This window comes from Dyella ginsengisoli LA-4, assembly GCF_000334915.1.
Classification (GTDB): Bacteria; Pseudomonadota; Gammaproteobacteria; order Xanthomonadales; family Rhodanobacteraceae; genus Dyella_A; species Dyella_A ginsengisoli_A.
Genome location: NZ_AMSF01000017.1, coordinates 36350 through 55567 on the forward strand (window position 1 = coordinate 36350; position 19218 = coordinate 55567).

Annotated in this window: 20 protein-coding genes; 9 read left to right on the forward strand and 11 right to left on the reverse strand. The window is 68.6% G+C overall.

Translation table 11 applies throughout. The features are described 5' to 3' along the window. Positions 1-6: 6 nt before the first annotated feature. Together yajC and tgt are read right to left on the reverse strand one after the other, a co-directional pair. Positions 7-342: a preprotein translocase subunit YajC gene (gene yajC / locus C693_RS0105820; RefSeq protein ID WP_017461310.1), complete on the reverse strand. Its 336-nt coding sequence runs from the start codon at positions 340-342 to the stop codon at positions 7-9. Positions 343-521: 179 nt separating this feature from the next. Further along, positions 522-1646 (reverse strand): tRNA guanosine(34) transglycosylase Tgt, encoded by a 1125-nt coding sequence (tgt, locus tag C693_RS0105825; RefSeq protein WP_017461311.1) that lies wholly within the window; start codon positions 1644-1646, stop codon positions 522-524. 95 nt (positions 1647-1741) lie between these two features. Between tgt and tesB the strand changes: the two genes are divergently transcribed. The 3 genes from tesB (at position 1742) to C693_RS0105840 (ending at position 3852) form a co-directional block, all read left to right on the forward strand. Next, positions 1742-2608, forward strand: a complete 867-nt coding sequence (tesB, locus tag C693_RS0105830) for an acyl-CoA thioesterase II (protein ID WP_017461312.1) — start codon at positions 1742-1744, stop codon at positions 2606-2608. 13 nt (positions 2609-2621) lie between these two features. After that, the gene (locus C693_RS0105835; RefSeq protein ID WP_017461313.1) at positions 2622-3014 is read left to right on the forward strand and encodes a putative signal transducing protein; all 393 of its coding nucleotides are present in this window, start codon (positions 2622-2624) and stop codon (positions 3012-3014) included. Between the two features lie 124 nt (positions 3015-3138). Further along, positions 3139-3852: an arginyltransferase gene (locus tag C693_RS0105840; protein WP_017461314.1), complete on the forward strand. Its 714-nt coding sequence runs from the start codon at positions 3139-3141 to the stop codon at positions 3850-3852. Positions 3853-4173: 321 nt separating this feature from the next. Here the strand turns inward: C693_RS0105840 and C693_RS0105845 are convergent, their stop codons facing one another. Continuing rightward, complete coding sequence (locus C693_RS0105845; RefSeq protein WP_017461315.1) at positions 4174-5682, reverse strand: FMN-binding glutamate synthase family protein; 1509 nt, start codon at positions 5680-5682, stop codon at positions 4174-4176. A 43-nt stretch (positions 5683-5725) separates the two neighbouring features. After that, on the reverse strand, positions 5726-6916 hold the full coding sequence (gene purT, locus C693_RS0105850) for a formate-dependent phosphoribosylglycinamide formyltransferase (RefSeq protein ID WP_017461316.1): 1191 nt from the start codon (positions 6914-6916) through the stop codon (positions 5726-5728). Between the two features lie 113 nt (positions 6917-7029). On the opposite strand from purT, the gene C693_RS0105855 reads away from it, so the two are divergent. From C693_RS0105855 to C693_RS21165, 4 genes are all read left to right on the forward strand, one after another. After that, positions 7030-8547, forward strand: a complete 1518-nt coding sequence (locus tag C693_RS0105855) for a transglutaminase-like domain-containing protein (RefSeq protein ID WP_017461317.1) — start codon at positions 7030-7032, stop codon at positions 8545-8547. Positions 8548-8607: 60 nt separating this feature from the next. Beyond that, positions 8608-9477, forward strand: a complete 870-nt coding sequence (locus C693_RS0105860; protein WP_017461318.1) for an SPFH domain-containing protein — start codon at positions 8608-8610, stop codon at positions 9475-9477. A gap of 88 nt (positions 9478-9565) precedes the next feature. Next, the gene (locus C693_RS0105865; protein WP_017461319.1) at positions 9566-9751 is read left to right on the forward strand and encodes an Arc family DNA-binding protein; all 186 of its coding nucleotides are present in this window, start codon (positions 9566-9568) and stop codon (positions 9749-9751) included. 10 nt (positions 9752-9761) lie between these two features. After that, positions 9762-11105, forward strand: coding sequence for a serine aminopeptidase domain-containing protein (locus C693_RS21165; protein ID WP_198506837.1), 1344 nt, complete (start codon positions 9762-9764; stop codon positions 11103-11105). A 21-nt stretch (positions 11106-11126) separates the two neighbouring features. On the opposite strand, the gene C693_RS0105875 is transcribed toward C693_RS21165, so the two are convergent. Both C693_RS0105875 and C693_RS24365 read right to left on the reverse strand, forming a co-directional pair. Then, entirely contained in the window at positions 11127-11522 is a 396-nt protein-coding gene (locus C693_RS0105875; RefSeq protein WP_017461321.1) for a hypothetical protein, read from the reverse strand. Positions 11523-11562: 40 nt separating this feature from the next. Continuing rightward, positions 11563-11943 carry a DUF423 domain-containing protein gene (locus C693_RS24365; RefSeq protein WP_043598493.1) on the reverse strand — a complete coding sequence of 127 codons (381 nt, stop codon included), beginning with the start codon at positions 11941-11943 and terminating at the stop codon, positions 11563-11565. Positions 11944-12024: 81 nt separating this feature from the next. On the opposite strand from C693_RS24365, the gene C693_RS0105885 reads away from it, so the two are divergent. Beyond that, entirely contained in the window at positions 12025-12642 is a 618-nt protein-coding gene (locus C693_RS0105885) for an SCO family protein (protein WP_017461323.1), read from the forward strand. Further along, on the forward strand, positions 12639-13115 hold the full coding sequence (locus C693_RS0105890) for a copper chaperone PCu(A)C (protein WP_017461324.1): 477 nt from the start codon (positions 12639-12641) through the stop codon (positions 13113-13115). The genes C693_RS0105885 and C693_RS0105890 overlap by 4 nt, the downstream gene beginning before the upstream one ends. A gap of 12 nt (positions 13116-13127) precedes the next feature. On the opposite strand, the gene C693_RS0105895 is transcribed toward C693_RS0105890, so the two are convergent. The 5 genes from C693_RS0105895 to C693_RS0105915 all read right to left on the reverse strand — a co-directional run bounded on the left by C693_RS0105895 (position 13128) and on the right by C693_RS0105915 (position 19179). Next, a complete protein-coding gene (locus tag C693_RS0105895) occupies positions 13128-13997 on the reverse strand; it encodes a cytochrome c oxidase assembly protein (RefSeq protein ID WP_017461325.1) in 870 nt (289 codons plus the stop codon). A gap of 85 nt (positions 13998-14082) precedes the next feature. Further along, entirely contained in the window at positions 14083-15960 is a 1878-nt protein-coding gene (locus C693_RS0105900; protein ID WP_017461326.1) for a GldG family protein, read from the reverse strand. A gap of 2 nt (positions 15961-15962) precedes the next feature. Next, on the reverse strand, positions 15963-16697 hold the full coding sequence (locus tag C693_RS0105905; RefSeq protein ID WP_017461327.1) for an ABC transporter permease subunit: 735 nt from the start codon (positions 16695-16697) through the stop codon (positions 15963-15965). Beyond that, the gene (locus C693_RS0105910; RefSeq protein ID WP_017461328.1) at positions 16694-17626 is read right to left on the reverse strand and encodes an ABC transporter ATP-binding protein; all 933 of its coding nucleotides are present in this window, start codon (positions 17624-17626) and stop codon (positions 16694-16696) included. Before C693_RS0105910 ends, C693_RS0105905 begins: the two co-directional genes overlap by 4 nt. Before the next feature lie 179 nt (positions 17627-17805). Then, positions 17806-19179 (reverse strand): hypothetical protein, encoded by a 1374-nt coding sequence (locus tag C693_RS0105915; protein ID WP_017461329.1) that lies wholly within the window; start codon positions 19177-19179, stop codon positions 17806-17808. Positions 19180-19218 lie beyond the last annotated feature (39 nt).

Below are 19218 nucleotides of genomic sequence, written 5' to 3' on the forward strand. Positions count from 1 at the left end.
TTGTCGTCAGGAGGCCTTCAGCGAGCCCTTGGGCAGCACCTGGGAGATCGAGCCCTTCTGCACGCGCACCTTGACGTTGGGCGCGATCTCGACCGTGAGGAAGGCCTCGCCCACCTCTTCCACCCGGCCGGCGATGCCACCGTTGGTGACCACCTCGTCGCCCTTGGCCAGCGCCGAGACCATCTGGCGATGCTCCTTCTGGCGCTTCATCTGCGGGCGGATCATCAGGAAATACATCACGCCGAACAGGACGATCAGCGGCAGGAAGGTCATCAGCGGGTTCGGCGCCTGGCCGGCGGCCGGTGCGGCCTGGGCGATCACGGAGGTCATGGCAAAACTCATCTGGTTGTCCCGTAAGTGACGGCGCCAGCTGCTGTTTCCGCTGAACGCCCGATAAAAGATCCCGGATTATGCCATGCCCCCCGGGGGGCTGCACCGGAACCTGCCGACAGCCCCTCGCCGCCGGCATGCCGCTCCATGGAGCGCCAGCGGCACCGTTTGGTTCCCTGCCTGCGTGCCGGTCAGGCCTTCGCGCCCTGGCGCAGGGCGTAGAAGCGCGCGGTGAAATCGTCCAGCGTGCCGGCCTCGATCGCCCCGCGCAGCCCGGCCATCAGTCGCTGGTAGTGACGCAGGTTGTGCATCGTGGCCAGCTGGCTGGCGAGGATCTCGTTGCAGCGGTCCAGGTGGCGCAGGTAGGCGCGGCTGAAGCCGTTGGCACAGGCATAGCAGTCGCAGCCCTCCTCGATCACCCGGGTGTCGTCGGCGAACTTCGCGTTGCGGATGCGCAGCGTGCCCTCCGGCACGAACAGGAAGCCGTTGCGCGCGTTGCGGGTCGGCATCACGCAGTCGAACATGTCGATACCGCGGCGCACCGCCTCGACGATGTCCTCCGGCCGGCCCACGCCCATGAGATACCGCGGCTTGTCCGCCGGCAGCAGCGAGACGGTGAAGTCCAGCGTGTGGTTGCGCTCGGCCTCCGGCTCGCCCACGGCAAGCCCGCCGACCGCATAGCCATCGAAGCCGATCTTCACCAGCCCTTCGGCCGAACGCCGGCGCAGCGGCTCGTACACGCTGCCCTGCACGATGCCGAACAGGTTGTTGGGGTTGTTCAATTCATCGAACGCGCGGCGCGAGCGCTCGGCCCAGCGCAGGCTCAGCTCCATCGAGTCGCTGGCGACCTTCTCGGTGGCCGGGTACGGCGTGCACTCGTCGAAGATCATCGCGATGTCCGAATCGAGCACGGTCTGGATCTTCATCGAGACTTCCGGCGACAGGAACACCTTGGAGCCGTCCACCGGCGAGGCGAAGGTCACGCCCTCCTCGGCCAGCTTGCGCTTGTGCGCCAGGGAGAACACCTGGAAGCCGCCCGAGTCGGTGAGGATCGGCTTGTTCCAGCCGATGAACCGGTGCAGCCCGCCGAACTTCTCCACGATCTCCAGCCCGGGGCGCAGGAACAGGTGGAAGGTATTGCCGAGGATGATCTCCGCACCGATGTCGACGATGTCGCGGGGGGTCATCGCCTTGACCGAGCCATAGGTGCCCACCGGCATGAACGCCGGGGTCTGCACCGTACCGCGGGCGAAGGTCAGCTGCCCGCGACGGGCCGCGCCGTCGGTGGCCTTGAGATCGAAAGTCAGGGAAGTCATCCGGCGCATTGTAGCCGGGCCGGGGGCCGACCCGCCCGGTGCCGCCGGCCTCGCCGGCTATACTTGTCGGCCCACACGGCAAGCACAGGCGTCACATGCGCGAGGAACACGTCCGGGAACTGGTCGACCTGCTCGAACTGGAACGGCTCGAAGACAATCTGTTCCGCGGCCAGAGCCGGGACATCGGCACCCGCTTCGTGTTCGGCGGCCAGGTGCTGGGCCAGGCGCTGTCCGCCGCCCAGCGCACGGTGGACCCGCGCCGCGAAGCCCATTCGCTGCACGCCTATTTCCTGCGCGCCGGCGATATCGAGGCACCGATCGTCTACAACGTGGAGCGCACCCGCGACGGCGGCACGTTCTCCTCGCGCCGGGTCGTGGCGATCCAGCACGGCCAGCCGATACTCAACGGTTCGGTCTCCTTCCAGGAGCCGGAGAAGGGCTTCGAGCACCAGACCTCGATGCCGGAGGTACCGGCGCCCGAGGATGTGGAGCCGATGCGCCACCTCTCCCCGGAGGAGCTGGCCAAGCTGCCGGTGAAGCTGCAGCGCTGGCTGGGCATCGACGGTCCGTTCGAGTTCCGCCAGGTGTGGCCGCGCGACGACCTGCACCCGGTCAAGCGTCCGCCGATCCAGCACATCTGGTTCCGCCTCACCGCGCCGATCAGCGACGCGGCGATCCTGCACCGCGCGCTGCTGGCCTACGCCTCGGACTTCCATCTGATCGGTACGGCCACCCTGCCGCACGGCATCTCCTACATGACCCACAACGTGCAGATGGCCAGCCTGGATCACGCGCTGTGGTTCCACCGCCCGTTCCGCGTGGACGAGTGGCTGCTGTACTCCTTCGACAGCCCGACGGCGCAGGGCGCGCGGGGCCTGGCGCGCGGACAGATCTTCAGCCGCGACGGCCGGCTGGTCGCCTCGACCGCGCAGGAAGGCCTGATCCGCCTTCACGGCGACTGAGCGGAGTCCGACCATGCGCCAGCTGTTCACCTCGCCCCACCAGGCCAACATCGACCGCCTCGTCGCCCTGCTTCGCGAGCGCGGCATCGAGTGTTCCGTGCAGAACGTCTCGCGCTGGAACAAGCGCGCCTACCAGCGCTTCAGTTACCAGCAGCAGCGCGAGAGCCGCGAGCAGTGGCCGCAGGTCTGGGTAACCCATGCCGACGACTACACCCGGGCCCGCGAACTGCTCAAGGAAATCGGCCTGGAGCCGGTGGTCCGCCACGGCGAGGCACTCGCCGAGGCACGCAACCCGACGCCGGGCGCCCAGCGGCGCAGCACGGTGACGCGGGTCCGCCGCATCGTGCTGCTCGCGGTGACCGGCGCGTTCCTGCTGCTGATGCTGCGCTACATGGGGCTGGTCTGAGGACCGCCCCCGGAAGTCCGCCGGACCGACGGATCTGACGCCACCGGCGGCACATGCCGGCCCAGCAACACCCGCTGCATTCGATGATTGCCCCGCATGCCGCGGCGCGGCATAGAATCGGGCCATGCGCTCCGAACGCGTCCGCCTGTTCCAGACCCTGCCCCACGCCTGCGGCTATTTCGCCGAGCGCACGGCGCAGAACCTGGTGATCGATCCGGCCGCCCCGCAGCTGGACCAGCTGTACGGGCCGGCGCTGGAGCGCGGTTTCCGCCGGGCGGGCGGGCACCTGTACTACCCCAGCTGCCCGCAGTGCCAGGCCTGCACGCCCTGCCGCATCGACGTGGAGCGCTTCGTGCCGGACCGCGCGCAGAAGCGCTGCCTGCGCCGCAACGCGGATCTGGCCATCACCGAGTCGATCCCGGGCTACAACGCCGAGCGCCACGCCCTGTACGAGCGCTACCTGCGCACCCGCCATGCCGGCGGCGGCATGGACGAGGCAGAGGCCAGCGACTTCCGCCGCTTCCTCACCGCGCCGTGGAGCCCGACCCTGTTCCTGGAGTTCCGGCTGGGCACGCGGCTGCTTGGCGTGGCGGTGACCGACGTCTGCCTGACCGGCATCTCGGCCGTCTATACGTTTTTCGATCCCGAGGAAACCGCGCGCAGCCTGGGCACCTTTGCCATCCTGCAGCAGGTGGAGCTGGCGCGTCGGCGCGGCATCCCCTGGCTGTATCTGGGCTTCTGGATCGAAGGCCATCCGAAGATGGACTACAAGCGGCGGTTCCGCCCGCTGCAGATTCGCGGGCCGGACGGCTGGAAGCCGATGCCTGATCAGGACTGAACGACCGCCTCGGTCGCGGACGACCCGCCCCGGCATGGGCAGGATCTCGACGCTGGAACGGATGCCTGCCTGCACGGCAGGATCGCGATCGGCCAGCGCCTGCCGATCGTCACCGTCTTCCAGTGTGACCACATCGATGCCGCAGGCTCCCCGGGGATCGGCGACCGGACCGAGCGCGACCACCTCCCCCTCCGCCACCGGGGCGGTCCATTACTCCACGTGGACCTGCATGGCGATGGCTTCCGCCGCGCTCATGGCGCCGGGAGCGAAGCCCGGGCGCGGTGGGATTGACCGGAGCCATGGCGGCCTCCCGGCAGTGGCTCAGGGCCGCTGACCGGCCGGATAGGGAAACAGCTTGACCAGCGGCACGGAGACGCCGTCGTCGCCCATCACGCGGCAGTGCGTGCGGTCGAGCTGGCGCGGGTCCTCCAGCCCGCAGCTGTGCGCGATGATGCCCACCTCGTGCATCACGTTGCGCGCGTAGTTGGCCACCTTCTCGCGCTTGTCCATCACCACCAGCCCGCGCTGCAGCTTCGGGTTCTGCGTGGTGATGCCGGTCGGGCAGGTGTTGCGGTTGCACTGCAGCGACTGGATGCAGCCCAGCGACAGCATGAAGCCGCGCGCGGAATTGACGAAGTCCGCGCCCATCGCCAGCGCCCAGGCCACGTCGTAGGCAGTGATGCACTTGCCCGAGCAGACCACCTTGATGCGCTCGCGCAGCCCGCGCGCGATCAGGGTGTTGACCAGTTCCGGCAGCGCCTCGCGCAGCGGCAGGCCGACGCCTTCCATCAGGGTCTGCGGTGCCGCGCCGGTGCCACCTTCGGCGCCGTCGACGATGATGAAATCCGGCGCGCTCTCGATACCGCGCCGGTCGATCTCGTCGCACAGCTGCTCGATCCAGGCCATGCCGCCGAACACTGCCTTGAAGCCGGTCGGCTTGCCGGTGAGCTCGCGGATGTGCGCGGTGGCGTCCATCAGCTCGGCGACGTTGCCGATGTCCAGGTGGCGGTTGGGGCTCTGCGAATCGGTACCGACCGGGATGCCGCGGATCGCCGCGATCTCCGGCGTCACCTTGGCCGCCGGCAGCAGCCCGCCCATGCCGGGCTTGGCGCCCTGGCCGAGCTTGATCGAGACCATCTTCACCTGCTTGTGGGCGCACACCGCCTTGAGCTTGTCGTCGTCCAGCCGTCCGTCCGGCGTGCGCACGCCGTACTTGGCCGTGCCGATCTCGAAGACGATGTCGCAACCACCCTCCAGGTGGTACGGCGCCAGCCCGCCCTCGCCGGTGTCCATCCAGATGCCGGCCTGCGCCGCGCCCATCGACAGCGCGCGCACCGCCGGCGCCGACAGCGCGCCGAAGCTCATCGCCGAGATGTTGAAGAACGCCGCATGGTCGTACGGCTCTCGGGCATAGGGACCGATCCGCAGCGGCTTCGGCTTGATGTGCCGGTCGCCCAGCGCGGGAAACGGCGCGTTGACGAAGAACGGCACGCCTTCGGTATGCAGGTCGCGGGTGGAGCCGAACGCATTGGTGTTCTCGGCGTTCTTCGCCGCGCGGTACACCCAGACCCGCTCGGCGCGGTTGAACGGCAGCTCCTCGCGGTCGCTGGAATACAGGTACTGCCGGAAGAACTCGCCCAGGCGCAGGAAGCCGTAACGGAAATGCCCGATCACCGGGAAGTTGCGCAACACCGAATTGGACGTCTGGTTGCGGTCGACGAACCAGGTCACCAGCACCACCAGCACCGCAGCCACCAGCAGCAGCAGGGTCAGCGCGGCGAACACCTCCACCACCACGACCAGCCAATGCGCGAATCCAGACGTCTCCATCCCTGCCTCCGTTGTCTTGCGTGAGAATGCTTGCCGAGCGCGATCAGTCCTGCGGCAGCTCCACCTTCAGTGCCGCGGCGGCGCGGATCGCCTTGGCCTTGGCGGCATCGATGCTTTCGTCGCGGGCCAGCGTCACCGCCATGCGCCGGCGGCCCTTCACCGCCGGCTTGCCGAAGATGCGCAGTTGCGTGTCCGGCTCGGCCAGCGCCTCGGCCACGCCGAAATACCGCGGCGCCACGCCCTCGCCCTCCACCAGCTTCGCGCAGGACGCGGACGGACCGAACTGGCGGATCGCCGGCACCGGCAGACCGAGGATGGCGCGCGCGTGCAGGGCGAATTCGGACAGGTCCTGCGAGACCAGGGTGACCAGGCCGGTGTCGTGCGGGCGCGGGCTGACCTCGGAGAAGATCACCGCGTCGCCCTTGACGAAGAACTCCACGCCGAACACGCCCCAGCCGCCCAGCGCGGCGGTGATCGCCTCGGCCTGGCGCTGCGCGTCGGCCAGCGCCGCATCGCTCATCGGCTGCGGCTGCCAGGACTCGCGGTAGTCGCCGTCTTCCTGGCGGTGGCCGATCGGCGCGCAGAAGCTGGTGCCGTCGCGGTGGCGCACGGTCAGCAGGGTGATCTCGTAGTCGAAATCGACGAAGCCCTCGACGATCACCCGGCCCTTGCCCGCGCGGCCGCCGGACTGTGCGTAGTCCCACGCGGCCTCGAGCTGCGAGGCGTCGCGCACCACGCTCTGGCCCTTGCCGGACGAACTCATCACCGGCTTGACCACGAACGGAAAGCCCAGCGTCTCGGCCGCGGCGCGGTACTGCGTCTCGTCATCGCAGAAGCGGTAGGGCGAGGTCGGCAGCTGCAGCTCTTCGGCGGCCAGCCGGCGGATGCCTTCGCGGTCCATCGTCAGCCAGGCCGCGCGCGCGGTCGGAATCACCTTCAGCCCGCCCTGTTCCAGTTCCACCAGCGTCGGCGTGTGGATCGCCTCGATCTCCGGCACCACCAGGTCCGGCTGCTCGGCCTCGATCACCGAGCGCAGGGCCGCGCCATCCAGCATGTCGATCACGTGGCTGCGATGCGCCACCTGCATCGCCGGCGCATCGGCGTAGCGGTCCACCGCGATCACCTCCACCGCGAAGCGCTGCAGCTCGATCGCCACCTCCTTGCCCAGCTCGCCGGAACCGAGCAGGAGCACGCGCAGCGCGCGGCGGGAGAGAGGTGTACCGAACGGCTTCATGGGGCAATCTCCAGGCGGGGGTGACCCCGCATTCTAATGCCCGCTGCACCGCGCATTGACGGATCCTGCGCGACACGCTCCACTGACCGTACCGTTCGGCCCAAGAGCGATCCATGCGCCTGACTGCAGTCATGCTGCTGTACATCGGCCTGGCCGGCCTGTCCCTGGCCCACTCCGCGGCCGACACGCGCCCACCGCACCAGACCACCTGGATGACGGTGCTGATCGACGGCCGCAAGATCGGTTCGCTGCGCGTGGACCGGGACTTCGACGGCGCACGGATCACCACCACGCAGACTTTGTCGATCGAGCTGCTTCGCGCCGGCAAGCCACTGCGGCTGCAGAGCGTGATCGGCACCACGGAAGGCATCGACGGCGAGCCGCTGGGGTTTTCCGCAACCAGCGCGCTGTCCTCGGTCGACAACACGGTCGCGGCCAAACGCCTGGATCCTGGCACGTTCGAGGTCACCACCAGCGTCGGTGGACAGCACCGCGTGGGCAAGGTCACGCTGCCGCCGGGCACGCTGATGTTCGACGGCCAGCGCCGTGCAATGAAGGCGGCCGCGGGAGAAAAAGGGACTACCTACCAGCTGCGCCAGTTCGACCCGGTCAGCCAGCAGATCATGCAGGTGGAGATGCAGGTGATCGGGCCGGAGACCGTAAACCTGCCCGACGGCTCGCGCACGCTCAGCCACCAGCGCCAGCGGCTGCGCCTGCCGAACGGGGACCAGGTCGTCGACCTCTGGCTGGATGACCAGGGCATCGCGCAGAAGGGCGAGCTGCAACTGCTCGGCCAGCGACTGGACATGCTTGCCTGCGACAAGGCGTGCGCGCTGGCGCCGGTGCAGAGCGTGGACATGTTCCGCACGGCGATGGTGGAGTCGCCGCGACCGCTCACGGTGAACCTGCGCGCCGTGCCGCTGACCTACCGGATCAGGCTGGGCAAGGCAGCCACCGGGCTGCTCATCCAGACCGACGAACAGGACGTCCGCCCGATCGACGCCCGCGAGGTGTTCGTGGACGTCCATCGCGCGCAGGCTGGCAAGGAGGCTGGCCCGGTACCGGCGGACACCGCCGCCAATCCCTGGGTGCAGTCCGATGCACCGGCGATTGCCGACCTCGCGGCCAAGGTGGTCGGGCATGTGCACGATCCGCGCGACAAGATGCGCCGGCTGCGCATGTTCGTCAGTGGCTACGTGACCGAGCACGGGCTGGACGTGGGCTACGCCTCGGCGCTCGAGGTGCTGAAGAACCGCCGGGGCGACTGCACGGAATTCGCCGTGCTGCTCGCCGCGCTCGCGCGCGCGCAGGGCATTCCGACCCGGGTGGTGACCGGCATGGTCTACGCCGACCGCTACGCCGGTACCTTGCGGGTATTCGTTCCGCACGCGTGGGTGCAGTCCTGGGTGGACGGCCGCTGGGAGAGCTACGACGCCGCGCTGCGCCAGTTCGACTCGACCCACATCGCGCTCACCACCGGCGATGGCGACCCGTCGCGGTACTTCAGTGCCACCCAGTTGTTCGGGCAACTGAAGATCGAAAGCGTGCGCCCCAGCAACGAGTTCAACCCACCGGTATCGCCCCCGACCGCCCCGCCACCGACGACGGGTACGCCCACGGGCCGCGGCTAGCACTTGCATTAGATATCTTTTTGATATCAAATCTCCCCAAATCAGAGGGAGAGAAGTGTCATGAACGAGCGTCAGGGGTTTTCCATTGCAGGCATCCCGTTCGTGGTGGTTTGCCTGGTCGTGGCCGGCTTCGGCATCAGCCAGCTGATCGGCCTGAAAGATGGCGGCGCTCCGGGGACGCCGCTGTTCCTGGGCGTCGGACTGCTGGTGCTGGACGGATTTCTGGTCAAGGGGTTCTTCCAGGTCGCACCGAACGAGGGCCAGGTCCTGCAGCTGTTCGGCAAGTACGCCGGCACCGTGCGCGATGAGGGCCTGCGCTGGACCAACCCGTTCTACAGCCGGCGTCGCGTCTCGCTGCGCGTGCGCAACTTCGAGAGCGGCAAACTGAAGGTCAACGACAGCGACGGCAACCCGATCGAGATCGCCGCGGTGGTGGTGTGGCAGGTGCTGGACACGGCCGAGGCGGTGTTCTGCGTCGACGACTACGAGAACTTCGTGCACATCCAGAGCGAATCGGCACTGCGCCAGATGGCGCAGAACTACCCGTACGACGCGCACGACGACAAGAAGCCCTCGCTGCGCAGCCACGGCGAGGTAATCAACAACCACCTGCGCGACGAGATCCAGGCGCGGCTGGAGAAGGCCGGCGTGCAGGTGATCGAGGCGCGCATCAGCCATCTGGCCTACGCCCAGGAAATCGCCCAGGCGATGCTGCAGCGCCAGCAGGCCAACGCCATCGTCGCGGCGCGCGAGCGCATCGTCGAGGGCGCCGTGGGCATGGTGGCGATGGCGCTCGACCGGCTGCGCGAACAGGGCGTGGTGGAGCTGGACGAAGAGCGCAAGGCCGCCATGGTCAGCAACCTGCTGGTGGTGCTGTGCGGCGACCGCGCGACCCAGCCGGTGGTCAACGCCGGCAGCCTCTACAACTGAAGGAGCGGAAACATGTACGCAGTCACAGTCGTATTGATCGTGCTGGTCGCCGTCATGGCATCACGACGCCATCGTACCCGTTAGGCGCATGGCGGCAGAGAAAAAAGCCTATCCCCTGCGGATCAGCGCGGCCGTGCTCGAAGCGGTGCAGCGCTGGTCCGAGGACGAACTGCGCAGCGTCAACGCGCAGATCGAGTACCTGCTGCGTGATGCCCTGCGCAAGGCCGGCCGGCTCAAGCCGGCCAGGCCCGAGCCGGTGGAAGACGACGAATAGGGAGATTCCCGTGCAGAACCGAGTGATGCAGGCTTGCCTGCTGCTGGTCGCCACGTTGGCGGGAGCCCCGGCCCACGCCAGGGCCGATGACCCCGCCGCACTATGCCGCAGCCGAAGTGCCGCCGTGCTCGAGGCGCTGCACGGAGGCCGCTACGCCGATGCCACCCGGCATTTCGACGCGCGCATGTCCGCCGCCCTGCCCGTCTCGAAGCTGGCCGAGGTATGGAGCACGATGCTGCCGGCCAAGGTCGGCGGGTTCGTGTCGGGCGGATCGCCGGACGTGACCCGGGCCGGGGGCATGCCGGTGGTGCAGACTCCACTGCATTTCGAGCGGGGCGCGCTGATGATGCGGGTCGCCTGCCAGCCGGACGGCAGCATTGGCGGCCTGTTCTTCGCGCCGCTGCCCGCCGAAGCCGATGCGTCGCCCCCCGCTGCCGCCCCGCCGCACGGCATGCGCGAGGTGGCAGTGGACGTGCCCTCGCCGCCCGGCAAGCTGCCGGGCGTGCTTACCCTGCCGGCGGGCAAGGGACCGTTCCCGGCCGCCGTGCTGGTGGCCGGCTCCGGCCCGAACGACATGGACGAGACGATCGGCCCGAACAAGCCATTGCGCGACATCGCGCTCGGGCTGGCCGAAGCAGGCATCGCCACGCTGCGCTACGACAAGCGCACCCATGCCTACGGATCGCAACTGGCCGGCCAGCCGATCACCATCGACCAGGAGGTGACCGACGATGCGCTGGCCGCTCTGCGCCAGCTGCGCACGCTGCCGCATGTCGATCCCTCGCGCACCTTCGTGGTCGGCCACAGTCTGGGGGCGCTCATGGCGCCGCGTATCGCGCAGAGGGACGGCCATCTCGCCGGCGCGGTGCTGCTGGCCGCTCCCGAGCGCATGAACCTGGAACTGGTGATCCACCAGATGCGCTACATCGAAAGCCTCGGCGGCGCCTACGCGGCGACCGGCAGGCAGATCCCCGCGGTGGAAGCCGCGCGCGACGCGATGGCCAAGGCCGACCCCGGGCATCCTCCGCAGGGCCTGTTCTTCCATGCTCCGGCCGCCTACTGGCTCAGCCTGCGCGACTACGATGCGATCGACACGGCCCGCGCCCTCCACCTGCCACTGCTGGTGCTGCAGGGGCTGGCCGACTACCAGGTCGGGCCGGACTTCGCGCGCTGGCAGCAGTCGTTCCGTGGCAGCCATCGCGTGAGCCTGCACGGCTACCCGGGGCTGAGCCATCTGTTCATGCCGGCCGGCACGCCACCGTCGCCGGCCGACTACGGCAAGGCCGGACACGTCGACCCGGCAGTGATACGCGACATGGCGACCTGGATGCTCGGCCGGCACGCCGTGCGCTGACACGCCCGGCGCTGCCCGGCATCAACGCGCGGCCAGGCCAGCGGCGTGCAGATCCGGAAGAGTCAGCACTTTCGCCGGTCCCTCGCCGCCCTGCACCAGCAGACGATCGCCGGCACGCGCGATCGAATCGACCTCGCCCAGGCCATCGTCGGCGCCCAGCCGCTGCAGCGGCGCGCCGGTGCGCGCGTCGTAGACCACCAGCTCGTGCGACGAGCGATCCGCCACCAGCAGCCAGTCGCGCTGGGCGTCCTGCCAACGGACCAGCCGGTTCACCTGCGCGTCACCGCGCGACGGCGCATCGGACGGACCGGCCGACACCAGCCAGAGCCCCGCCAGCACGGCCAGTACGGCCAGAGCGGGCATCAGGGTGCTGTGCCATGCGCGCGTGGTCGGGATCGGGTGGGCAATTGCGGCCATGGCGCAAGCCTGCGCCGCCCCGGTGACAGGGCGATGACGGTCAGGACCGCTCCGACAGGCTCAGCGAGCGGCCCAGTGCTATCCAGCCGACGACAAAACCGATTCCGCCCAGCGGGGTGATCGCACCGAACCAGCGCGGTGCCCCGAGGGCCATCGCGTAGAGGCTGCCGCTGAACAGCACGATGCCGACCACGAAGGCCACTTCGGCCACGCGCCCGGCCCGCCCGCGTCCGGCGTGGACAGCCAGCGCCAGCGCCAGCGCGTGCCACAACTGGTATTCCACCGCGGTGTGCCACCACTCCATCGCGGCGGCATCGAGCCGGCCGCGCAGGGCGTGCGCTCCGAAGGCGCCCAGCAGCACGCCACCGGCACCGGCAAACACCACCCACCACGCGGCGCCGCGGGCGGCAGGATGTCGCAGGCTCCTGCGTTTTCCAACGTCGTGCGGGTCAGTGCTCATGGGCTGGCGTATGCTGGAAAGATGTCGACCTCCGATTCTCGCATGAAGCCATCCACCCTCCTCCGCTGGCTGCTCGTGTCGCTGCTGGTGGCCGCGGCCGCGCTGCTCGCCGGTTGCCAGCACGACGAGCCCCTGCCATTCCGGCTGACCCAGGTCAGCGGGCACATGCCCGACCTCGACTTCCACCTGGTCAACGACGAGGGCAAGCCGGTGACCGCGGCGGACTACCGCGGCAAGGTCAACCTGCTGTACTTCGGCTACACGCATTGCCCGGACGTCTGCCCGCTGACGCTGGCACACCTGCACGTGGTGATGCAGCGGCTGGGGCCCTTGGCCGACGGTGCGCGCATCCTGTTCGTCTCGGTCGACCCGGCCCGCGACACGCCGGCGGTGATGCACGCCTACGTCAATGCTTTCGACAAGCGTGCGGTCGGCCTGACCGGCTCGGCCGCGGACGTCGAGGCGCTGGTCAAGCGCTATCGCGCCTCGTTCAGCCGTGAGCCCGCCCAGGGAGACGGCAACTACGAGGTCAGCCACAGCTCGGCCATCTACATCTTCGATGCCGAGGGCCATGCCCGCCTGCTCGCCACTCCGGCCGATTCGCAGGACAGCCTGGTCCACGACCTGCATCTGCTGCTTGCCCCTGGAGTGAAATCATGAAGGCACGCCCCTACGCCACCCTGATCGCCGGCCTGCTGATGGCTGGCGCCGCCCATGCCGACCAGGCCTCGCAGATCCGCGCCGAGCAAGCCTGGATCCGCGTGATGCCCGCCGGACTGCCCGCCGGTGGCTACGTCACCCTGCACAACGGCGGTGACGAAGCCGCTGCGCTGACCGGCGCGAGCAGCCCGGACTACGGCCACGTGATGCTGCACGAGAGCACCACCGAGGGCGGCATGGGGCGGATGAAGATGATCGAGAAACTGGCGATCCCCGCCCACGGCGAAGTCGCCCTGGCGCCGGGCGGCTACCACCTCATGCTGATGCACGGCTCGGCCTCGGTGCATGCCGGAGTGCAGGTGCCGGTGACCCTGCAGTTCGCGGACGGCTCGAAAACCACCGTGCAGTTCCTGGCGCGCCCGGCCAACGCGGTTGATGCCGGTCCGGAATCGGCAACCGGCCACGACCACTGAGTCGCTGCGGGATCAGCCCGCCGAACGAGCCGCGCGCGCCGCCGCCGCGCGCCGGCGCTGCCCGCTCTCGCGACGGATGCGCCCACTGCGTGACAGCCGCAGCCACTGCTGCAGCGCCAGCAGCCCGCCGATCGACTCGATGATCGCCGCGGGCACCCACATGATCACGCCACCGATCAGCTGGCCGGTGAGCACGTTGAAAGTGAATGCACGACCGCATATCTCGAAGATCGGATAGAGATCGGTCTTGGAGAACGTGACGATCGCGCCCGCGACGATCTGCGGCGTCATCGTGATGCCGGGCGAAAGCACGCGCATGCCGGGGATCATCCGTCCCGGCGGACGTGGCCGATGATCGAGTACCAGCCACCAGTAGATCAGCCCGCTGACCACCATCGACCAGTTCATGAAGCGGTAGACGCGCCAGTCCAGCATCGCCAGCGTCTGCATGTGCGGGATCAGCCAGACCAGGATGAAGGCGACGAAGGTCAGCGTGGCGATGGTGGGATTGAGCAGCACCCCCGCCACCAGCCGCACCGGCCAGGTCCGCGCCAGCCGGCGCAACCAGATGCGCGCCCGCAACGGCACGCCGGCGCGCAACACGCTGCCCGGATAGGCCGCGATGATCAGCAGCGGCGCCAGATGATGCAGCAGCACCTGCTGGATGCGGTGCATGAAGAACTCGTGCTCCGCGTAGTAATCGAAATACGTATGCAGCGAGGCGTAGACCATCGCCATGCCGATCCAGAAAGTCAGCTGGCGTGCCTTCGGTACCACGAGCCGGCGCGTGCCGCGTACGTAAAGAACGCACGCAAGCGCGAACGTGGCGAGGAAGACCCAGGAAAACTCCCAGGGCACGAGCCATTTGAGCACTATCGACATCACGCGTCCGGTCCCGGCCGGCGTCCGGCCAAGCCCCTCAGCTTAGCGAGCCCGGCCGCGGCACTGGCGCGACAGATTGCCACCCTCATGCCCGCCGGCGCCGATTGCGACGGGTGCGACGCCAGCCGTAGAGCAGTCCGAACAGCGTCACCAGCGCCGGCATCACCACGATGTTGATGAACTTCACCCTGAGGCCGAGCGCATCGATCTCGGCGTTGAGCTGGTGCTGCACGTCGCGCAGCTCCTTGCTGATCGCCAGCTTGCGCTGCAGGAACTGCTCGATCTCGCGCTTCTGCTCGGCCGACGCCTGCCCCTCGCGCGAACCGCGTGCGGGCTGCAGCTCGTCCAGCCGGCTGCGCGTCTCGGCCAGCTCCCGCTCGAGCTCCTGCTTCTTGAGCAGGAACTTCTGGTCGGCCGCGTTCTGCAGTGCCTGCACGCGGGTGAACGGCCGCTGCGAGGTCGAACGTCCGCGGATCGACAGCAGCGCCGAGGAGCCGCTGAGGTTGTCCACCAGGTTGGTGATGAAGTCGCCGTTGCTGGCGAACGCGTTCAGCATCGGCTGACCGAGGAAACTCTGCGTGTCCACCCACAACCGGTCGCTGAGCAGGTCGGTGTCGGCGACCAGGATGACCTCCGCATCCGGCGCCGATTGCGCCAGGTGCGCGGGGGAGTTGCGCTCGGGGAAGGCGCTGGCGAACGGCCCGCGCAGCCGCGCCGCCAACACGTAGCGGGTGTTGTCAGGCGTGTAGCCGCGCAGCAGCAGCGTGGGATCGCTGCTGGCCTCGAGCACCCGCTGTACCGGCACCACGTGCGCCTCGGCGCTGGTCTGCAGCAGGGGAATCAGACGCGTGGTGGCGTCCTGCGCCAGGTCGAAATACCCGGCCGAGGACACGTCCACCTGCTGCAGGCTGGCGGTCACAGCGTCATTGCGGTTGAGCTCCTGCGCGCCCAGCCCCAGCATCGCCGGATGACTGAAGCTGGTGTCGCCCAGCTCGATCTTCAGTGCGCGCGAGCGGTCAAGCACCACCTTGTGATCGTCGTAGACCACGCCCCAGGCTTTGAACAGGCGCGGCAGATCCGAGTTGTGATCGTCGGTGAGGCCGGTCGATGCGTCGACGAACGGCGCGTTGTCCAGTTCGGCGTCCGGATCGACAAACACCACCAGGTGGCCGCCGTGCAGCACGTACTGGTCCAGCGCGTACTGCGCGTCGTCGGACAGGTGCTTCGGGTGCACCAGCAGCAGCACTTTCAGGCTTCCGTCCACGTGCTTGAGCGTGGCCGGATCGATCGTCTCCACCGAGAAGAGCTGCCGCAGCTGGGCCAGCACGGTCCACGCCGGCTCGCCGATGACCGGGTTGCCGGCGATCGGCAGCGAACTGATCAGCCCGATCCTCGGCTTGCTGGTTTCGTTGAGCTCGTACAGCAGCTTGGCGATGTCGTATTCGAGGAAGGTCTCGCGGGCCGGATCGAAGAACGGCACCGAAAGGGTCTTGCCGCCCGCGCTGCCGGGCGCGGCATCGGCAGGCAGCGTGGTACCGACCAGGCCGAAAAACACCCGCTCCCCGTTGCTGCCGCCGCTGAGCGGAGTGAGGCCGTTGCCCTCGGCGCTGGCCTCGTCGTCCGAGTACGGCACCGGGTCGACGATCTGCAGGCGCAGCTTGCCGGAGGAGCGCGCCACCATTTCCTGCAGCATCTCGCGAACGCGCTGCTCGTAGCTCCGCAGCTGCGGCAGGTCGCGCGCGGCGTGCTCGGAGAAATACAGCGTCAGCCGCAGCGGCCGGTGCAGGGTGCCGACGATCTGCACCGTGCCGGGAGACAGCGTGTAGAGGCCGTCGGCGGTCAGGTCCACCCGTGGCACGTGCACCCAGCGGCTCAGGGCGAGCGTGAGCGCCACGAACAGCACGATCAGCGCAGCGAGCGCGAGGCGCAGGCGGCTGCGGCGGGAAGACGTTCGGCGCGACATGCTCAGCGACTCCGACGCAGGTCGAGCAGCAATGCACCGGCGGTCAGCCAGGCCACGATGCTGAGCACGAAGTAGGCCAGATCGCGCACGTCCAGCACGCCACGGGCGATCGCCTCGAAATGACGCAGCAGGCTAAGGTGTGCCACCGCGTTCACCAGGCGCCGCGGCAGCGCTTCCTGGAAGAAATCCACGACCTGGGCCTGACCGGCCAGAAGCAGCAGCACGCACACCAGAGCGCTCAGGATGAACGCCACCACCTGGCTCTGGGTCACCGTCGAGAGGCATGCCCCGATGGCAAGGAACGCGCCGGCCATCAGCCAGCTGCCGAGGTAGCCGGCAAGGATCACCCCGTTGTCCGGATGCCCGAGGTAATTCACCGTGAGCCAGATCGGAAAGGTCAGCGCCAGCGCCAGCCCGACGAACAGCCACGCCGCGAGGAACTTGCCGAGCATCGCCTGCCACAGCCGCACCGGCAGGGTGAGCAGCAGCTCCAGGCTGCCGGCCTTGGCTTCTTCCGCCCACAGCCGCATCGACACCGCCGGCACCAGGATCAGGTACAGCCATGGATGCATGGCGAAGAACGGCTGCAGGTCGGCCTGCCGCCGCTCGTAGAAATCGCCGGCGTAGAACGTGAGGATCCCGGCCAGCGCCAGGAAGATCACCAGGAACACGTATGCCACCGGAGTGACGAAATAGCTGCGCAGTTCACGCCGTACGATGGCCTGGAGCGGACTCATGGCTGCACCTCCGGCGCCGTGGTGATCTGCCGGAACACCTCATCCAGGCGACCGCGCTCGAGCTGGATCTCCGACACCTCCAGCCCCTGTGCCCGCAGCAGCTGCTCCACCGGCTCGAGGATCCGCTCGCCCGGCCGCGGGAACGCCGTGATGCGCCCGTCCAGCGGATCGACCTCGATCGCCGCCACCTGCGGCAAGCGGCCGAGCATCTCCTGGGAGACGGCGCTGCCTGGCGCACTGAACGACACCGCGCCGTGGTACCGCGAACGGGCCTCCAGTTCTGCCGGCGTGGCGTCGGCCAGCAGGCGGCCGCGGGCAATGATCACCACCCGGTTGCACAGCGCGTGCACCTCCTCCAGCAGGTGGGTGGACACCAGGATCGTGCGCTCGCGCGCCATCGCGTCGATCAACTGGCGCACCGCATGCTTCTGGTTGGGGTCCAGGCCGTCGGTGGGCTCGTCCAGCATGAGTACCGGCGGGTCGTGCAGGATCGCCTGGGCCAGCCCCACGCGCCGACGCAGCCCCTTGGACAGGGTGTCGATGCACTGGTCGAGCACCTCTTCGAGCTGGAGTCGCCCCACCACCTCCTCGAAGCGGCGGCGGCCGACCACCCCCTTCAGCCCGCGCATGCGCGCAATGAACACCAGGAACTCGCGCACCGTCAGTTCGCCGTAGCTGGGCGCACCTTCGGGCAGGTAGCCCAGCGCGCGCTTGGCGGCGATCGGATCGGCCTGCACGTCATGCCCGCACACCCGCGCGGTGCCCGAGGTCGGCGTGAGGAACCCGGAGATCATGCGCATCGCGGTGGTCTTGCCGGCGCCGTTCGGGCCGAGCAGGCCGAGTACCTGCCCGGGCTCGGCACGGATGCTCAGGGCGTCGACCGCGGTGAACCTGCCGTAGCGTCGGGTGAGCTGGTCGGTCTCGATCATCGAAGGGCCAGGAAGCGAGCGGTTGCGCCCCGTGCCCCGGACAATCCGATGGCAGGTTCGCGTAGCGGATCAATGTAGCGCAAGCACGGCCGCGGACGAAAAGATCGCCGACGGCAACGCGGACAACAAAAAACCCCGTCCGCGAACGGACGGGGTTTCTCTGACCGGCAACGCGCGGATCAGTTCGACGCGGCGCTGGACGAGTCCGCCGGCGCGGCGGCGGTCGACGACGAGGCCGGGGCGGCGGCGCTGCCCGAGGCGGCCGGCGCGTCGAGGCTCGGCGGCTGCATGCCGGCTTCCTGCTCCGGGGTCTGCTCCGGCGCGTCGCTCAGCGGCAGGTACACGTCGTAACGCGCGTACTGCGTGATGTTGTTGTCGGTGTCGATCTTCTCCGGGCGGGCCAGGATGTCGTAGAAGCGGTTCACCACGGTGTCGTACTTGTAGCCGTGGGTCTGCGCGTACGCTTCCAGCTCGTCGCGGGTCTGCGGCACGCCGGCGTAGGTGCCGTTCCACTCGCCCTTCAGCGCCGGGCCACCGGCCAGCATGGTGGCGCGGACGTCCTGGTCGATGATCAGGCGACCGTACTTGTCGTTGCTGCCCGGGGTGTTGGCGGCCACCGCGGCCGGAGCGGCGGCGGACGAGGACGAGGCCGGGGCAGCAGCACTGCCGGCAGCGGCCGGAGCGGCGTTCGGCAGCTGCGGCTGGGCCGCAGCGGTCAGGTCGTGGCTCTGGCCGGCCACGGTGATCGTGGTCGAGTCGATCGGCAGCGCGATGTCGAAGGTGAAGGTCTGGTCACCGTAGTTGCTGACCACGAGGATGCGCGGACCGGTGACGTTGACACCCAGCTTCTTGGCGGTGTCGGTGAGCAGCTTGACCGCGTCGTTGGTGGTCTCGTTCAGCGCATCCAGACCGCCCTTGCGCTCGATCTGGGTCGACACCATCAGCACCGGCGTCGGCTTGGTCTGCACGATGTAGGGAATGAGGTCGGAATAGTCGACGTTCTTCACCGAGGCCATCATGTTCTGCAGGCCACTCAGGCTGTACTCGATGAACGCGTCGGGCGAACCGTGGATATACAGATTGGAGTAGCGGTCGATCAGGTTCCAGCCGTACTGCACGTCATAGGCCCAGTTCACGCGGGTCAGCTTGTGCGTGCGGCCTTCGCGCGACATGTCGAGGGTGAAGTGCTTGTCGGCACCGCGCCAGTCGTTGTCCAGGTTCCAGACGATCTTGGCGTTGTTCACCGCGGCATTGATGCTCGCGAAGCCCGGCTCCGCACTGGCCACGGTCAGCTTGCCGTCGCCGGCCTTCTTCGGATCGCCGGTCCAGTCGATCTCGGCGCCCGGGCCATAGGCCTTGCCGGCGAGCTGGTACTTGATGCTCGGATCGCTGCCGTTCAACTCGGAGTAGTCCGGGAAGCGGCGGAAATTGTTCAGCACGTCATAGACCTGACGGATGTCCTTGCCGATGACCAGCGACCTCTCCACATGGCCGCTGCCAGGCATCGCAATGCCCACCACCACGGCCAGCACGGCCACGATGACCAGGGCCATAAGTAATTCAAGAACACGCATCATTCCAAGGTTCTCCGA

What these genes read in the sequence shown, in the direction of transcription:
- yajC (WP_017461310.1), bottom strand. Translation starts at nt 342, where the DNA reads ATGAGTTTTGCCATGACCTCCGTGATCGCCCAGGCCGCACCGGCCGCC.
- tgt (WP_017461311.1), bottom strand. Translation starts at nt 1,646, where the DNA reads ATGACTTCCCTGACTTTCGATCTCAAGGCCACCGACGGCGCGGCCCGT.
- tesB (WP_017461312.1), top strand. Translation starts at nt 1,742, where the DNA reads ATGCGCGAGGAACACGTCCGGGAACTGGTCGACCTGCTCGAACTGGAA.
- C693_RS0105835 (WP_017461313.1), top strand. Translation starts at nt 2,622, where the DNA reads ATGCGCCAGCTGTTCACCTCGCCCCACCAGGCCAACATCGACCGCCTC.
- C693_RS0105840 (WP_017461314.1), top strand. Translation starts at nt 3,139, where the DNA reads ATGCGCTCCGAACGCGTCCGCCTGTTCCAGACCCTGCCCCACGCCTGC.
- C693_RS0105845 (WP_017461315.1), bottom strand. Translation starts at nt 5,682, where the DNA reads ATGGAGACGTCTGGATTCGCGCATTGGCTGGTCGTGGTGGTGGAGGTG.
- purT (WP_017461316.1), bottom strand. Translation starts at nt 6,916, where the DNA reads ATGAAGCCGTTCGGTACACCTCTCTCCCGCCGCGCGCTGCGCGTGCTC.
- C693_RS0105855 (WP_017461317.1), top strand. Translation starts at nt 7,030, where the DNA reads ATGCGCCTGACTGCAGTCATGCTGCTGTACATCGGCCTGGCCGGCCTG.
- C693_RS0105860 (WP_017461318.1), top strand. Translation starts at nt 8,608, where the DNA reads ATGAACGAGCGTCAGGGGTTTTCCATTGCAGGCATCCCGTTCGTGGTG.
- C693_RS0105865 (WP_017461319.1), top strand. Translation starts at nt 9,566, where the DNA reads ATGGCGGCAGAGAAAAAAGCCTATCCCCTGCGGATCAGCGCGGCCGTG.
- C693_RS0105875 (WP_017461321.1), bottom strand. Translation starts at nt 11,522, where the DNA reads ATGGCCGCAATTGCCCACCCGATCCCGACCACGCGCGCATGGCACAGC.
- C693_RS0105885 (WP_017461323.1), top strand. Translation starts at nt 12,025, where the DNA reads ATGAAGCCATCCACCCTCCTCCGCTGGCTGCTCGTGTCGCTGCTGGTG.
- C693_RS0105890 (WP_017461324.1), top strand. Translation starts at nt 12,639, where the DNA reads ATGAAGGCACGCCCCTACGCCACCCTGATCGCCGGCCTGCTGATGGCT.
- C693_RS0105895 (WP_017461325.1), bottom strand. Translation starts at nt 13,997, where the DNA reads ATGTCGATAGTGCTCAAATGGCTCGTGCCCTGGGAGTTTTCCTGGGTC.
- C693_RS0105900 (WP_017461326.1), bottom strand. Translation starts at nt 15,960, where the DNA reads ATGTCGCGCCGAACGTCTTCCCGCCGCAGCCGCCTGCGCCTCGCGCTC.
- C693_RS0105905 (WP_017461327.1), bottom strand. Translation starts at nt 16,697, where the DNA reads ATGAGTCCGCTCCAGGCCATCGTACGGCGTGAACTGCGCAGCTATTTC.
- C693_RS0105910 (WP_017461328.1), bottom strand. Translation starts at nt 17,626, where the DNA reads ATGATCGAGACCGACCAGCTCACCCGACGCTACGGCAGGTTCACCGCG.
- C693_RS0105915 (WP_017461329.1), bottom strand. Translation starts at nt 19,179, where the DNA reads ATGGCCCTGGTCATCGTGGCCGTGCTGGCCGTGGTGGTGGGCATTGCG.